Consider the following 14,849-nt stretch of genomic DNA (forward strand, 5'->3'; position numbering starts at 1 on the left):
ATACGTCGGACGGACGTCAGAGGTGCGTCGACGGCAGACAGCGTTCGACCGCCTAGAGTCGCGCGTGAATCACGCGCATATGCCGCTGAACTTACAGAGCCAGTCGCCAAAATCAGCAACTGCAAAGGTTGCGGAGGCAACGACGGGGGCCGCTGTATAGAAAGAGAAGCGCATTGTGCTCATTTCCTCGGTCGTTCAGCCCATGGATCGGGACCAGTCGTGCAACACGGATGTCTGGAACCTACCCTACGTGTCGGCACGCACCAGCAGGCTACGCCCCAGGCTCGGTGCCGATGAAGTCCCCTGCGATATCGTGAGTACATGGGGGATGTGGTCAGAGTGCTCATCGTCGATGATGATGCCTTGGTGCGTCATGCGCTGCGAGCCTTTCTCGCGAGCGACGACCGTATTGCTCTGGTTGGCGAGGCTGCTGACGGCTCGGAGATCGTCGAGTTGTGCACGGCGGTGTCTCCCGATGTGGTGCTGATGGACGTCAGGATGCCCGTCGTCGGCGGAGTCGAGGCGACCAGACGTGTGCTGCGTTGGAATCCGCGCTGCCGTGTTATCGCTCTGACCACCTTCACAACCGAGTTGACGGCAATTGAAGTTCTGCGCGCGGGGGCCTGCGGTTATCTCCTCAAGAATTCCACGCCGGCCGAGATCATCGACGCGGTCCTCGTGGCTCACACTGCCCACCGAGTGGTCTCCCCTGCAGTGCAGACACCGACGATCAGTGACGCGGTCAGGTCACGTGATCCGTCACTCATCCGCTCGACCAGTCTGAATGATCGCGAACGGCAAGTCGTCGTCCTGATCGCCGCAGGTTTGTCCAACGCGGAAATCGCACACGCGCTGTGCTTCGCCGAAGGCACGGTCAAGGCGGACATCCGTCACATCAATCGGCTGTGGCACGTGCACAACAGGCTGCAGATTATGCTGCGTGCGACCGAACTGGGAATCGTCACGATCTGACGGATGCCTGCCGATCTTCATTCTGCATCGATCCGTCTCCCACGAATACTGATCGATAGACCTAGGGCTAGAGATCATCGTTTCCACTTGATGCACTGCGCCGGCGGGAGTCAGACTCACAGTGACAGGCACCTTCAGTGCTGGTCTACTAGGGGATGAAAAATTGAAAACGATGTCGCTACGAAGTCATGCGAGAACGAGATACACAAGCGCTCTGTTGGCCGCCGCGTTGGCCGTCGGACTGACGGTCACGGTGCAGGCTGGGCCGGCCTCAGCGGCCACCATTCCGGAGAACGATCCCGTGTCCGCAACCACGACCGCTACTGCACAGACGCAGGCCGTCGGTCAGTGCGCTGCTCTCAGTACTGGTGCCGGATCAGTCCGCGAGGCTCCGGCGCCTGAAATGATTCAACTCGATCAGGCAGCATCCACCGCGCTTGCAACGAGCGTTTCTGTACTCGCAGAGGCAGCAGGGATAACGTCGCATACCCCGGCGGAGTTCGTGCAGCGTGAGGGAGTCAAGGCCTACGCCATCGATGTCGACGGGGTAAAGGCCACTTCGGTGACTTTCCCGATCGTCGGAGAGCACTTCGTGCCGCCGAGCAACCTGACCTTCGTGCTGGACGAGACGGGCAACCTCAACCAGTACTCGGAGTCGACGGTCGTTGAGCGTGACAGCGGCATCCTGGACCTGACGACGTATCGTGACGGGGTGCAGGTGCATTCGGCGGAACTGGATCCCAGCACTCTCTTGGCCGCAGGCGCGGCGGAGCCCTTGTTCGCTGCGGCGGCTATCAGCCCGCAGCAGTGCATCGGGGCCGTGCTCGGAGTCGGCGCCATCACCGCCGGCATAATTCTGGTGTTGTGTGGCGGTTCCTGCAGTGTTCCGATTACGCCTCCCACCGCGATAGTCTGTGCCGCCTGCATCGGCGGAATCGCGGCCGTGGGTGGCGCCTCGATTGCCGCCGTCATGGGCTGCTTCAACTAGGGTGGTGGCACGATGAAACGATCTGTTGGGTGGTTCCTGGTCTTCTTCACCATCGTGGTGGTGACTGCTGTTTCCCTCATATTGGTGTTGCCCGCAAGTCTGGGTTCGGACGCCTTGATCCAGGCCTGGATACCCGCCACGCTCGGTGCACTCTTCGCGGCGAGCGCCTACGTCGCCTGGCTGGTTCGGCCGAACTGGAAACGGCTGTCCTCACAGTCGTTGGAGTAAGTGGGCCACTCCGCTGGCTGAATGGGCAAGCAGGTCGTGAACGTCGTCGTCAGACATTCTCTGGGACGTGGAGCGCTCGACTGACGGGCACGGTGAAGCGGTGCCGGGATGACTATTCCCGGCACCGCTTCTGCTTTTCCTTGTGGTGGTCCTCTGAATTTGCCGCGGGCCGCCGGCGGGCGGCTAGCCGATGATCTCGGCGAGGGTCAGCACGGGGGCACTGAACGCGGCGGCCACATGCTCGTTGGTGATGCGGCCGGCGTGCACGTTCAGGCCCTTGGCGAGCGCGGCGTCGTCGGCGACGGCCTGCTTCCAGCCCTTGTCGGCGAGCGCGATCACATAGGGCAGGGTCGCGTTGGTGAGTGCCCGGGTCGAGGTAGCGGGGACGGCGCCCGGCATGTTGGCGACGCAGTAGTAGATGCTGTCGTGCACGGCGAATGTCGGGTTGTCGTGGGTCGTGGCGTGCGAGCCCTCGAAGCAGCCGCCCTGGTCGATCGCGATGTCCACGAGCACGGAACCCGGCTTCATCGTGGCGACCATGGCGTCGGTGACGAGCTTCGGTGCCTGGGCGCCCGGGATCAGCACGGAGCCGATCACGAGGTCGGCGCCACGGACCTGCTCTGCGATCTCGTACCGCGTGGATGCGCGGGTCTGGATGGCCCCGGCGAACCGGTTCTCCAGCTGCCGCAGCCGGGCGATCGACAGGTCGATGATCGTGACGTCGGCGCCCATGCCGAGGGCGTTCGCGGCGGCGTGCTCACCGGCGACGCCGCCGCCGATGATGACGACCTTCGCCTTGGGCGTGCCGGCGACGCCGCCGAGCAGGATGCCGTTTCCGCCGTTCGCGCTCATCAGGTGGTACGCGCCGACCTGCACGGAGAGTCGCCCGGCGACCTCGCTCATCGGGGACAGCAGCGGCAGGCTGCGGTCGGCGAGCTGGACCGTCTCGTAGGCGATCGCCGTCGTGCCGGAGGTGAGGAGGGCATCCGTGGTCGGGCGGGACGCGGCGAGGTGCAGGTAGGTGAAGAGCACCTGCCCCGCACGCATCAGGGGGTATTCGGCCTCGATCGGCTCCTTGACCTTGAGCAGGAGGTCGGCGGCCGCCCAGACCTCGGCGGCCGTGCCGAGGATGGCCGCGCCCGCGACGCGGAAGGCGTCGTCGCTGAATCCCGAGCCGACGCCCGCGCCCTCCTGCACGAGGACCTCGTGGCCGCGGATGGCGAGCTCGTGCACCCCGGCCGGGGTGATGGCCACGCGATTCTCGTTGTTCTTGATCTCGGTGGGGATGCCGACCTTCATGGGGAGCTCCGTCTGCGGTGGATGGCCGGACTTACCGGTGGATAGGGAAAATAATGCTTGGTATTCGTTTCGTACACGTGACAAGCGTGGAATCCGCGATACTTGGTCGAAAGACAGCGCGATATTCAGTTGAGAGGGGCCCACGCATGACGGAAACGAAGAGGATTCGGGGCCGCGATGAGCTCGATACCGTGGACAATACGCTCGTGGCACTGCTCCAGGCCGACTCCCGGATGAGCAACAGCCGCCTCGCGACCGCGGCGGGGATCGCGGAATCGACGTGCATCGCCCGGGTGCGCTCCCTCGTCACGCGGGGCATCATCACCCGGTTCACGACGCTCGTCGACCCGAAGGCTCTCGGACTCGGCCTGCAGGCACTGATCAGCGTCAGCATCCGCTCGGGGGCGCGCACGCAGATCCCGGCGTTCCGGGACGAGATCCGGGCGATGCCGCGCGTCGTGCAGGTCTTCTTCCTCGGCGGCACCGAGGACTTCATCATCCATCTCGTGGCGCGCGACTCCGACGACGTGCGCGACTTCGTGCTCGAGAACCTGTCGGCAAACCCCGCGGTCGCCTCGACGCGCACGAGCCTGGTCTTCGAGCACCACTACAACGGGCTCTCCTCGGGCAAGTAGCAACCGGGCGCCGCGGAACCCCGCCGGTTCGTGCCGGTCGGCCGCGCCGGTCGGTCTGGTCAGTCCGTGATGCTGGTGGGCTTCCAGAAGCCGGTCATCCCGAGCAGCCGGGTCTCCTTGTCGGCGTCTGCAGGAACCTCGACCGCGGGAGGGAAGACACCATACTGGCGCCACTCGTCCACCTGCGGCAGGATCTGCTCCCAGAGCAGGTCGACGAGCGAAGCCGGCAGCGCGTACTCCAGGCCGAGGTAGTTCGCGATCGACCAGGCCTGGAACGCCCGGTAGATGCTCGTGTGCTGCAGGTACTCGGCGAGTGGGTAATCGCCATACTGAAGGTGCACGATCGCGGCAGGATCGAGGTCCTGCTGCACGACGGCTGTGGCCTCGTCGTTGATCCGGTCGTAGCTCGCGATCGGGTCCGACCCGAGCAGGTCGCCGTTGAAGCGGTCACCGACCTCCTCGATGGTGCGGCCCGCGAGCACGTCCCCGACCCAGGCCTCGTCGCGTGCGTGCGCGGCGAGGATATCCCTGATCGTGGGATTCTCTTTACTGGTCCACTCCGCGGGAGCCGGCAGGCTCAACTGCTCCGGCGTGATCCGGTCGATGACGGAGCGCAACGCGGCATCCGACTGAAGAAATAGCTCTCTCTGCTCCATGCCGCAAAAAGTAGCACGGGCCACTGACGCTGACCAGCGTTCGGCCGTGATCGGACAGAGGACCGACCAGCGAAGCTGCCAGACTACGAGAGGAGGCACGAGTATGACGACACACTTTTCCGGTGAGGCACTGCAGTTCCTGCGCGAGTTGGAAGGCCACAACGACCGGGGCTGGTTCGACGACCACAAGCCGGTGTACCTGAGCGAGGTCCGGGAGCCGATGCTCGACCTGATCGACCGGGTCAACGAGTCCCTCGCCGGGTTCGCGCCCGGGCACGTGCGACCGCCGCAGAAGGCGATGATGCGCATCTACCGCGACGTGCGGTTCTCGAAGGACAAGTCGCCGTACAAGACGAACGTCGCCGCGTCCTGGCCGCTCGCGGGTTCGGAGAAGACCGGTGCGAGTTACTTCCTCAGCGTGTCCGGCCATGAGGTCCTCATCGCGGGCGGCTGCTACGCACCCTCCCCCGAGCAGCTCACGGCGATTCGCGACCACATCGTTGCGCACCACGGCGAGCTTCGCGCCCTGCTGGCCGATCCCCGCCTCACGGGGATGTTCGACCCCGCGGACGGCAATCCGCTCGTGCGTCCACCGCGCGGGTACCCCGTCGATCACCCCGCGGTCGACCTGTTGCGCCGCCGCCAGTGGGCCACCTTCGCGACCCTGCCGGCATCCGTCGCCGAAACGGATGCCTTCCTCACGCTCGTGACCGAACGTTTCGAGGCGCTGACGCCCCTGATCGACTTTCTGAACGTGCCGCTGGCCACGCTCCGCCTCGAGCGGCGTCGCTGACCGGGGCCGTGCCGCTTCGCGCCTATCGCATCGGGTCTACCGTGCCGGGTCGTCGGCCGCCGGCGCGAGCACCTGCCAGCCGTGCGGCGCGATCGTGACACGCGACCCCTCGGGCTTCGGCGTACCGCCGGGGACGAGCGCGACCAGCCCGGACCGGCCCACGTCGACGCCGCACGGCTGATCGCCGAGGTTGAGCGCGACGACGAGGGCATCGTCGCCGGCCCTCGCCTCGTACACGAGGTGGTCGGTGCCGACGTCGAGGATGCGGGTGCGGGCCTCATGCAGCCACGGATGCCGTCGGCGCAGCCCGATCAGGTCCTGGTGCAACCGGTAGACCGCACGTTCGGTGTCGGTCAGCGCCGGCGGGCCGTCCGCAGGGAACTCCGGCCGGATCGCATCGTCGCCGCCGTACTCCTCGGTCTTCAGGCCCGAGTAGCCGTATTCGTCGCCCGCGTAGACCGAGGGGGTCCCCCCGGTTGTGAACAAGACGGCGAGAGCGTGCGCGAGGTGCCGGGGGTCGTCGAGGCGGCTTTCGATTCGCGTGACGTCGTGGTTGCCGACGAAGGTCGCCGGGGTGAAGCTGTCGAGGAAGCCGTTGTGCCGGCCGAGCGACCAGGCGAGCTCGTGCGGGTTGTGATCGTTGATGCTGCTCCAGATCGCCTTCCAGAGCTCGTACTGCGTGACGGAATCGAGGGTGGTCTCCGAGACGATCTCCGGGTAGTCACCGTGGATGACCTCGCCGAGGAACCACGCCTGCGGGTGCCGCTCCCGCACCCGCGGCAGGACCCGGGCCCAGAATTCGGCGGGGACGGCGTACGCGGCGTCGAGCCGCCAGCCGTCCCCGCCGCGGTCGAGCCAGTGCTCGAGCACTCCGGTCACGTAGTCGGCGACCTCCGGGTTGCCGTGGTCGAGGGCGATGAGCCCCGGATGCCCTTCGAAGGTTCCGAAGCCCGCCCCGCCTCCCGGGGTTCCGGCCTGGGTGCCGGCCTCTGCCCCGCCCTGGAACCACGCGGCGGCCGCGCTGCCCGGGCCCTTCTCGAGCGCCTCGCGGTAGCGCGGGAAGTCCGGCCCGACATGGTTGAACACCCCGTCGAGGAGCACCCGCAAGCCGCGGGCATGCGCTTCGGCGACGAGGGTGTCGAAGTCGGCCTCGTCGCCGAGCCGCGGGTCGATGCGGTAGAAGTCGCTCGTGTCGTACCCGTGGGTCGACGATGCGAAGATCGGGCCGAGCGCGATGCCGGAGGCGCCGAGCTCGATCGCGTGGTCGAGCCAGGCCACGATCCGGAGCAGGCGATGCTCGCCGGCCGTCGGGACGGTTCCGCCGGGGGCGATCGGGTAGCTGCCGACGAATCCGAGCGGGTAGAGCTGCCACCAGATCGCGTGGCGCACCCAGTCGGGTTCGACTCGCCCGACGGCATCCGTGTTGCTGATCATCATGTCACTCAGCTTTGCACTCCCCCGGGCGGCGTCGCACCGGTGGCCTAGGGTGTTGAGCATGTCCGACCAGACCGAGATCCTGCGCCTGACCGCCTTCGCCGCCGACCCCTCCGGCGGAAACCCGGCCGGTGTCGTGCTCGATGCGAGCGCACTTCCCGACGCCGAGATGCAGCGCATCGCGGCATCGCTCGGCTATGCGGAGACCGCGTTCCTGACCCGGCCGCCGACCCGGGAGTATCCGGGCCGGGCCGGCATCCGTTACTTCTCCCCCACGGCGGAAGTGCCGTTCTGCGGTCACGCGACGATCGCGACCGCCGTCGCGCTCGCCGGTCGCGGTGACGCCGATGACTTCGTGTTCGAGACGAAGATCGGGGAGGTGCGGATCGACACCCGGCGCACCGCTGACGGGATCGTGGCCTCGTTCACGAGTGTCGAGCCGCGGGTGGAGCCGATCGGGGCATCCGTGCTCGAGCACCTGCTGCGGCTCCTCGGCGTCGACGCCACCGACCTGCACCCGGACTACCCGCCCCGGCTCGCCTTCGCCGGCAACGTGCACCCGGTGCTCGTGTTCGCGGAGACGGCGACCTTCGACGGTTTCCGATTCGACCCGGCCGAGGTGCGTGCCCTGATGGATGCGGAGGGCTGGGCGGGCACCGTGACGACCCTCCGCGTGTTGGGCCCGCTCGAATTCGAGGCGCGGAACCTCTTCCCCGTCGGCACCATGACGGAGGACCCCGCAACGGGCTCGGCTGCGGCCTCCGTCGGCGGCTACCTCCGGGCGCTCGGCCTCGTCGACCCCCCGGCGCGGGTGCTGATCCGACAGGGCCGTCATGTCGGGCGCCCGAGCCTGCTCACCGTCGACATCCCGGCGACGGGCGGCATCGTGGTGTCCGGGACCGCAACGGTCATCTCCTGAGCCCGGTTTCCCCGACCTCCACCCCGGGCGTCCGACCCCGGCCTTCGTCCCGGACGTCCGGACGGCACGACCGGGTTACCGTGGAAGACCGAACCTCATCCCGGGAGTAGAACCATGAAACCAGCACTCAACAAAGACACACAGTTGTGCATCTCGCTCGCGGCCCGCCCGAGCAACATCGGCACCCGCTTCCACAACTATCTCTACGACGAGCTCGGCCTCGACTTCATCTACAAGGCGTTCACGACGACAGACATCACGGCGGCGATCGGCGGCGTGCGGGCGCTCGGCATCCGCGGCTGCTCCGTGTCGATGCCCTTCAAGGAGGACGTCATCGCTCTCGTCGACGAGATGGATGCCTCCGCGACCGCGATCCGGTCGGTGAACACCATCGTCAACGACCATGGTTTCCTGCGCGCGTCGAACACCGACTACCTGGCCGTCGCCGCCCTGATCGCGGAGCACGGCATCGATCCGGGCACTTCGTTCCTGCTCCGCGGCAGCGGCGGAATGGCGAAGGCCGTCGGTGCGGCGTTCCGCGATGCCGGCTTCGCCGACGGCGTCGTCATCGCCCGCAACGAGACCAGCGGCCGACGGCTGGCCGACGAGCTCGGCTATCGGTGGCTGCCCGACCCTGGAGCCGAGACCGCTCCGCTCATCGTCAACGTGACACCGATCGGGATGAGTGGTGGCGCGGAGTCCTCGAGCCTCGCGTACCCGCTCGGCACCGTCGACGCGGCCACGACCGTCTTCGACGTGGTCGCCCTTCCGGCCGAGACGCCGCTGATCCGGGCCGCCCGGGCGGCGGGGAAGCGGATCGTGACCGGGGCAGAGGTCATCGCGCTGCAGGCCGCGCACCAGTTCGAGCTGTACACCGGGGTGCGGCCGACGCCGGAGCAGGTCCTGGCGGCATCCGCTTTCTCGCGTCAGTAGATCAGTAGACGAACAGATCAGTAGAGGAACGCGGCGTCGAAGGAATTGAGGTCCACCCTGACACCGTTCAGCGTGCGCTCGAACTCCTGCTGCACGCCGATCCGGAGATTCTCCGGGTCGTTCCAGCCGCCGTAGGGCACCGGTCGGGGGGCGAGGACGTCGGCGGTCCAGCTCGGATAGTCGAGCGGGCCCGTCGACGTGTCCCAGAGCGCGACGTCGGAGAACTCGGTCGAGGTCCCCATCAGGAGCGGCCACATCGCGGCCCCGCTGTAGATGACCGGGCGCACCCCGAGACCCTGCACCCCGGTGATCATGTCGCGGGTGAGCGGCGGGCTGCCGGTTTCGATGTCGAGGGCAAAGAACTGGAGCACCGTGCTGTACGGACCGGTTGCCGCGATGCCGGCCTGCCAGCAGGCGGGGTCACGGGTGTACGCGGCGACCTTCAGCCCGGCATCGAGCGCCAGCTGCAGTTGCGGCTGGGTGCGGGCCGCGGGGGTGCAGGTGCCCCACTCGGTCGTGGCGAGAATGTAGAGGCGGAATCCCTCGGCGTACGCGGCGGCGAACCAGGCCGGGTCGGTGATGACCTGGTCGGAATCGAGGGCCTTCACCGAGGGGATGGCCGCGGAATCGGGGGAGCTGGTCGCTGCGGCCACCGCTACGGGGACTTCGGCGTCCGCCCGCGGCGCCGCCGTCGTGATGCCCGCGACGCTGAGCAGCACCGCCAGGATGCCGACGCCGGCTCTCCACCCGATCTGACGGCCCGACCACGTCGCCGAGGCCCGATTATGCCTGCCCATTCGTCACTCCGTGTTCGGCTTGTGCGAGATCTGAGCTGCTTCTGTCGGTCTCGATTCTGCCGCGACCCGGCGGACCATGAAAGGCCGTCCCGGCGACCTCACAGGTCCCGTGCCGCGACGCTCCCTCCCGCCGACCTGGCTCAGTCAGGAGAGCGACGTGTCGAATTCAGGAGATCCGGGTCCGGTGGCCGTCACTGCCCCGGAATACCGGGGGTGCCCGTGCTCCGGTCAGCGGATTCTCCTGAATTCGGCACGGGGGCGGCCTCTTCGGCGCCCTCATCGGCGGCGGCCGGAACCGGCTCCGTGAAGTCGAGGTCGGCCGTGGTCACCGTGCCCGCGGTCCGCCCCGGCGCCGTGTGGTACTCCCAGTACAGGTTGGTGTGGGCGATCACGAGCTCCGGAGCCGGCGCACCATACTCCTGGAGGTCTTCGGTGGTGTGGGCGTCGCTGACGAGGAGGGCGTCGTAACCGCGGACGATCGCGCCGTGAAGCGTCGACCGGATGCACTCATCCGTTTGCGCCCCGGCGATCACGAGCCGACCGATGCCGCGTTCGGCGAGCACGGACTCGAGATCGGTGTCCTCGAAAGCGTCCGCATACGCCTTGTGCACGAGCGGTTCGGCGTCGAGGCGCACGAGTTCGGGCACGAGCTGCCAGGGCGCGCTGCCCTGCGGCTGGTCGTCATCGTGGTGCTGCACCCAGACGACGTCGGCGCCGGCCGCACGCGCCTTGTCGACGACGGTGCCGACGTTCCCGACGATCGCGTCCCGATCGTAGGCGTCCTTCACGAAACCGATCTGGACGTCGATGATGACCAGGGCGGTGTTCGGCCGGTTGTCGAGCGTGGTCACTGTTCCTCCTCTGAGGCTGTCTGACGGTGTGAACAGCACACGCTACGCCACGCCGCCTCCCGCTGCGAGTGCCTGTCGCACCTTGATACAGTGACGACCATGGACATGCGACTGGAGCTCGTGCCGTTGCCCGTTGCGGACGTCGAACGGAGCAAGGCCTTCTACGTGGATGTCGTCGGTTTCCACCTGGATCACGATGTGCAGCCCGGCAACGGGATGCGGATCGTGCAGCTGACCCCGCCGGGCTCGGCGTGCTCCGTGGTCATCGGGACCGGCATGGGCAACGGCCCTGAGCAGGGCACGGTCAAGAACCTGCACCTGGTCGTCGCGGACATCGCCGCGGCACGGGACGAACTCGTGAATCGTGGCCTGCAGATCACCGAGATCCATGACATGGGCGGCGTCAAGTACGCCTACTTCAGCGACCCCGACGGGAATTCCTGGGCGCTGCAGGAGATCGGCCAGTACGCGAAGCCTGCCTGACCCCGCCAGAACCCACTTCGCACCAGCTCGTGGAGCTTCCCAGGCTGATCCCGTGATCCACGCCGAAAGGAAGCACCATGAAGGCCTTCGTCATCACCGCGCCCGGGGAAGCATCCGTGCAGGATGTCGCCCCACCGATTGCCGGGCCGGGCCAGGTCGTCGTCGATGTCGCGAGAGTCGGCGTCTGCGGCACCGACGTGGAGTTCTTCACCGGCGAGATGCAGTACCTGCACGACGGCAAGGCCCGGTATCCGATCCGGATCGGCCACGAGTGGACCGGGACCGTGACCGCCCTCGGCGCGGGCGTCGACCGGCGGTGGCTCGGGCGCCGGGTGACCGGAGACACCATGCTCGGTTGCGGTGTGTGCCGTCGGTGCCTCCGCGGACTGCAGCACGTCTGTGAGTTCCGCTTCGAGGTCGGCATCCTCGGAGGCTTCCCCGGAGCCCTCGCCGAGCAGCTCGCCGTGCCCGTCACGTCACTGTTCGAACTTCCCGACACCGTCGACGACGTGCTCGGCGCGCTCGTCGAACCGGGCGGCAACGCACTGCGTGCGGTGCGGGGTGCCGCCCTCGAGCCCGGCGACCGGGCGCTCGTTCTCGGCGCGGGCACGATCGGCCTGCTGATCGCGCTCTTCGCTCGGCAACAGGGCGCAGAGGTGCACCTGATGGGGCGATCCGCCCGGTCGCTGGACTACGCGCGAAGCCTCGGCTTCGACGGCGTCTGGACCGACGCCGACCTGCCGGACCTGCCGTTCGACGCCGTCATCGACGCCTCGAACGCGGCAACCCTCCCCGCCCGTGCGCTCGACCTGGTCGAGCCGGGCAAGCGCGTGGTCTACGTGGGCCTTGCCGGCAGCCCGAGCCTCGTCGATACCCGCACTCTCGCCCTCAAGGACGTGACAGCCGTCGGCATCCTGAGCGCCTCCCCGGGGCTCAGGGGCGCGATCGACCTCTATGCGAGCGGCGCCGTCGACCCGCGCCCGCTCGTCGCCGCGACGGTCGGACTCAGCGGCACCCGCGAGATCCTGGCCGGGAATCGCCCCGCCGGCGCCGGGCTCGGCCCCAAGCTGCACGTCGATCCCCGGCTCGCCTGACCTCGGCCCCCTCCCGATGACCGAGACCTCCCCAGGCACTCATCACCGCACCCAGTCCTCATCACCGCACCACGCAGTAAGGAATCCCATGACCCGCATCGGCACATCAGACCTCGACGTCTTCCCGCTCGCCCTCGGCGGCAACACCTTCGGCTGGACCTCGGACGAGGCCGCCTCCCACGCCGTACTCGACGCTTTCGTCGGGGCCGGAGGAAACTTCATCGACACCGCGGACGGCTATTCGGCCTGGGCTCCCGGCAACCACGGCGGCGAGTCCGAGACCATCATCGGCAGCTGGCTTGCGGCCGGGGGCCACCGCGACGACGTCGTGATCGGCACCAAGGTCAGTCAGCACCCCGACTTCCGCGGACTCTCCGCACGCAACGTCGCCGCGGCCGCCGCGGCATCCCTCACCCGCCTCGGCACGGACCGGATCGACCTGTACTACGCGCACTTCGACGACGCCAATACCCCACTCGAGGAGACCGTGACCGCGTTCAACGATCTCGTCGCCGCCGGCAGCATCCGCTACGTGGGCGTCTCGAACTACAGCGCCGCCCGGGTGAGCGAGTGGATCGAGATCGCCACCCGCAACGGCTTCGCCCTGCCGGTCGCGCTGCAGCCGCACTACAACCTCGTGCACCGCCAGCCCTTCGAACGCGAACAGCTGCCCGTCGTGCAGCAGAACCACCTCGGCGTTGTGCCGTACTTCGCCCTCGCGAGCGGATTCCTGACCGGAAAGTACCGCACCCTGGCCGACCTCGAGGGCAGCGCCCGCCGGCAGATGGCCGGCGGCTACCTCAACGCGGCGGGACTCGCCGTCGTCGCGGTGCTCGACACCGTCGCCCAGGCCCACGGGGTGTCGCTCGCGACCATCGCCCTCGCCTGGCTCCGCGCCCGGCCCGGCGTCGTCGCCCCTCTCGCGAGCGCACGCACGGTCGGGCAGCTGCCCGACCTGATGGCCGCCGCGACCCTCACCCTCACCTCCGAGGAGACCGAAGCCCTCGACGCCGCGTCCGCCCGCGTCCCCGAGTAGCCGGCCCCGACTCGACGAAATACCCGTCGCGGGCTCCCGCGAGAGTACGTTTTTGGCCCTTAAGACGCGGTTTTAAGGGCCACAAGTGCGCTCTCGCGGAAGGGCGAGCGGATGCCGCGGGCGACGCGGAATGGTGGGGAGGGCGGGTCAGGCGAGGAGCTTTTCGAAGCAGAAGGAGTGCGGGATCGCCTCGATGTACGGTTCGTAGATCGGGATCGGCGTGTAGCCGATCTTCTCGTAGAGGGCGACGGCATCCGGTTGCTTGCTTCCGGTCTGCAGGATGAGGCGCGGTACGCCGGCGGCCCGGGCGATGCGCTCGAGCTCGTTCATCAGCGCACGGCCGACGCCGCGGCCGCGCTGGTCGCCGGCGACGATCACGCGCTTGACCTCCCAATCGCCGTCGTGGGTGCGCAGGGCCGCGTGGGCGATCGGGGTTCCGTCGGAATCGAGCGCGAGCACGGTCGCGAGGATGTCGGCCGGGTCGATCCTGAGCGCCTCGGTCACGGCAGCGTCGAGTTCGGGGTTGCTCGGGCCGGCGTAGCGCGCGGTCATCTCCACGTCCATGCGAGCGCGCAGCAGGGCGGCGCGCGGGTCGGTCCACTCCACCTGTTCGAAACGGAACGGGCGTTCGGTACTGCCACTCATGGTGAATCCCTCGGGTGTCTGGCTGGGCCGTCTGGCTCGGGTGTCTGGCTCGGGTGTCCGGCTCGGGTGTCCGGCTCGACTGGGTGTTGTGGCCGTCTGCCGCGCAATCGTCGCAGACGCACAGCCTACCGAGCCGGGGGCGGATGCTGTCGCGTCCGCCCCCGGGCCTGGCCAGGTCGGAGAGATGCGAGTTACAGGCTCGCGGCGAGGCCCTCAGCGAGCGGGGTCGTCGGCCGGCCGGTCAAGCGGGCCAGGTCGCCGCTCGTCTCGCCGAGCAGCCCGTCGCGAATGTTGGCGTCGAGTCCCACGACGAAGCCCACCGTGCCCGCGTCGAGGCCGAAGGACGTGAGCAGCTCCGCGTGCTCGGCGGGGGCCAGGTTTCGGAACGCGACGGGCGAACCGATCAGCGTGCCGATCGTGGCGGCGAGTTCGGCGAAGTCCCAGGCGTGGTCGCCGGAGAGCTCGAAGGTCTGGCCCGCGAGCGAGTCGTCGAGGATGGCCGCGGCCGCGGCATCCGCGTAGTCTGCCCGGCTGGCGCTCGCGACCCGGCCGTCGCCGACGCTCGCGACGATCTCGCCGGGCTGGCGCGCCTTCTCGATCTCTCCGGTGTAGTTCTCGGTGTACCAGCCGTTGCGCAGGATGGTGAAGGGGACCCCTGAGGCGATCAGGAACTCCTCGGTGGCCTTGTGCTCCGGCGCCAGCAGGAGCGCGGAAGTCGTGGCCTTCGGGGCGCTCGTGTAGACGATGCGGCCGACTCCGGCGGACTGTGCGGCCGCGATGACAGTGGTGTGCTGCGGGACGCGCTGGCCGACCTCGGAACCGGAGACGAGCATCAGCACGTCGCCCGGTTCGACAACGGCCGTCACGGTCTCGGGCTTGCTGTAGTCGAGGACCGCGGTGCGCACACCGAGCGCGGCGAGAGCGGAAAGCTTGTCGACGTTGCGGGCCGTCGCGACGATGCTGTCCGGGGCCGCACCGCGGGCGAGGAGGGCCTCGACGATGAGGCGGCCGAGATGACCTGAAGTGGCGGTGACGATGTATGACATGTGTTGTCCTTTCGGTGGCGTGTCAGAGTCAACCACGAAC

Annotated in this window: 17 protein-coding genes; 10 read left to right on the forward strand and 7 right to left on the reverse strand. The window is 68.1% G+C overall.

The annotated features are described in order from the left end of the window. Positions 1 to 321: 321 nt before the first annotated feature. From MQH31_RS14285 to MQH31_RS14295, 3 genes are all read left to right on the forward strand, one after another. Positions 322 to 972 (forward strand): response regulator transcription factor, encoded by a 651-nt coding sequence (locus tag MQH31_RS14285; RefSeq protein WP_243012614.1) that lies wholly within the window; start codon positions 322 to 324, stop codon positions 970 to 972. Between the two features lie 217 nt (positions 973 to 1,189). Then, on the forward strand, positions 1,190 to 1,960 hold the full coding sequence (locus tag MQH31_RS14290) for a hypothetical protein (RefSeq protein ID WP_243012615.1): 771 nt from the start codon (positions 1,190 to 1,192) through the stop codon (positions 1,958 to 1,960). A 12-nt stretch (positions 1,961 to 1,972) separates the two neighbouring features. Then, a complete protein-coding gene (locus MQH31_RS14295; protein ID WP_243012616.1) occupies positions 1,973 to 2,188 on the forward strand; it encodes a hypothetical protein in 216 nt (71 codons plus the stop codon). Between the two features lie 183 nt (positions 2,189 to 2,371). Here the strand turns inward: MQH31_RS14295 and ald are convergent, their stop codons facing one another. Beyond that, entirely contained in the window at positions 2,372 to 3,487 is a 1,116-nt protein-coding gene (gene ald, locus MQH31_RS14300) for an alanine dehydrogenase (RefSeq protein WP_134534510.1), read from the reverse strand. 146 nt (positions 3,488 to 3,633) lie between these two features. Between ald and MQH31_RS14305 the strand changes: the two genes are divergently transcribed. Further along, complete coding sequence (locus MQH31_RS14305) at positions 3,634 to 4,122, forward strand: Lrp/AsnC family transcriptional regulator (protein ID WP_134534511.1); 489 nt, start codon at positions 3,634 to 3,636, stop codon at positions 4,120 to 4,122. Between the two features lie 59 nt (positions 4,123 to 4,181). Here MQH31_RS14305 and MQH31_RS14310 read toward each other — a convergent pair whose 3' ends face one another. Further along, positions 4,182 to 4,778, reverse strand: a complete 597-nt coding sequence (locus tag MQH31_RS14310) for a DinB family protein (RefSeq protein WP_243012617.1) — start codon at positions 4,776 to 4,778, stop codon at positions 4,182 to 4,184. Between the two features lie 103 nt (positions 4,779 to 4,881). Between MQH31_RS14310 and MQH31_RS14315 the strand changes: the two genes are divergently transcribed. Next, positions 4,882 to 5,571, forward strand: coding sequence for a DUF2461 domain-containing protein (locus tag MQH31_RS14315; protein ID WP_243012618.1), 690 nt, complete (start codon positions 4,882 to 4,884; stop codon positions 5,569 to 5,571). 36 nt (positions 5,572 to 5,607) lie between these two features. Here MQH31_RS14315 and MQH31_RS14320 read toward each other — a convergent pair whose 3' ends face one another. Further along, positions 5,608 to 7,008, reverse strand: coding sequence for an alpha-amylase family glycosyl hydrolase (locus tag MQH31_RS14320; RefSeq protein ID WP_243012619.1), 1,401 nt, complete (start codon positions 7,006 to 7,008; stop codon positions 5,608 to 5,610). 58 nt (positions 7,009 to 7,066) lie between these two features. On the opposite strand from MQH31_RS14320, the gene MQH31_RS14325 reads away from it, so the two are divergent. Then, the gene (locus tag MQH31_RS14325; RefSeq protein WP_243012620.1) at positions 7,067 to 7,924 is read left to right on the forward strand and encodes a PhzF family phenazine biosynthesis protein; all 858 of its coding nucleotides are present in this window, start codon (positions 7,067 to 7,069) and stop codon (positions 7,922 to 7,924) included. Between the two features lie 114 nt (positions 7,925 to 8,038). After that, positions 8,039 to 8,857 (forward strand): shikimate 5-dehydrogenase, encoded by an 819-nt coding sequence (locus MQH31_RS14330; RefSeq protein ID WP_243012621.1) that lies wholly within the window; start codon positions 8,039 to 8,041, stop codon positions 8,855 to 8,857. A gap of 17 nt (positions 8,858 to 8,874) precedes the next feature. Here MQH31_RS14330 and MQH31_RS14335 read toward each other — a convergent pair whose 3' ends face one another. Together MQH31_RS14335 and MQH31_RS14340 are read right to left on the reverse strand one after the other, a co-directional pair. Next, positions 8,875 to 9,654, reverse strand: a complete 780-nt coding sequence (locus MQH31_RS14335) for a glycoside hydrolase family 25 domain-containing protein (protein WP_243012622.1) — start codon at positions 9,652 to 9,654, stop codon at positions 8,875 to 8,877. A gap of 191 nt (positions 9,655 to 9,845) precedes the next feature. After that, on the reverse strand, positions 9,846 to 10,505 hold the full coding sequence (locus tag MQH31_RS14340) for an isochorismatase family protein (protein WP_243012623.1): 660 nt from the start codon (positions 10,503 to 10,505) through the stop codon (positions 9,846 to 9,848). Between the two features lie 99 nt (positions 10,506 to 10,604). Between MQH31_RS14340 and MQH31_RS14345 the strand changes: the two genes are divergently transcribed. The 3 genes from MQH31_RS14345 to MQH31_RS14355 all read left to right on the forward strand — a co-directional run bounded on the left by MQH31_RS14345 (position 10,605) and on the right by MQH31_RS14355 (position 13,118). After that, positions 10,605 to 10,988, forward strand: coding sequence for a VOC family protein (locus tag MQH31_RS14345; RefSeq protein ID WP_243012624.1), 384 nt, complete (start codon positions 10,605 to 10,607; stop codon positions 10,986 to 10,988). Between the two features lie 77 nt (positions 10,989 to 11,065). Beyond that, positions 11,066 to 12,082 (forward strand): zinc-dependent alcohol dehydrogenase, encoded by a 1,017-nt coding sequence (locus MQH31_RS14350; RefSeq protein WP_243012625.1) that lies wholly within the window; start codon positions 11,066 to 11,068, stop codon positions 12,080 to 12,082. A gap of 88 nt (positions 12,083 to 12,170) precedes the next feature. Continuing rightward, entirely contained in the window at positions 12,171 to 13,118 is a 948-nt protein-coding gene (locus MQH31_RS14355) for an aldo/keto reductase (protein ID WP_243012626.1), read from the forward strand. 147 nt (positions 13,119 to 13,265) lie between these two features. Here MQH31_RS14355 and MQH31_RS14360 read toward each other — a convergent pair whose 3' ends face one another. After that, positions 13,266 to 13,763, reverse strand: a complete 498-nt coding sequence (locus MQH31_RS14360; RefSeq protein ID WP_243012627.1) for a GNAT family N-acetyltransferase — start codon at positions 13,761 to 13,763, stop codon at positions 13,266 to 13,268. 191 nt (positions 13,764 to 13,954) lie between these two features. Next, entirely contained in the window at positions 13,955 to 14,809 is an 855-nt protein-coding gene (locus MQH31_RS14365; protein ID WP_243012628.1) for an NAD(P)H-binding protein, read from the reverse strand. Positions 14,810 to 14,849 lie beyond the last annotated feature (40 nt).

Source organism: Cryobacterium zhongshanensis (assembly GCF_022760445.1).
In the GTDB taxonomy this organism is placed as follows: domain Bacteria; phylum Actinomycetota; class Actinomycetes; order Actinomycetales; family Microbacteriaceae; genus Cryobacterium; species Cryobacterium algoricola.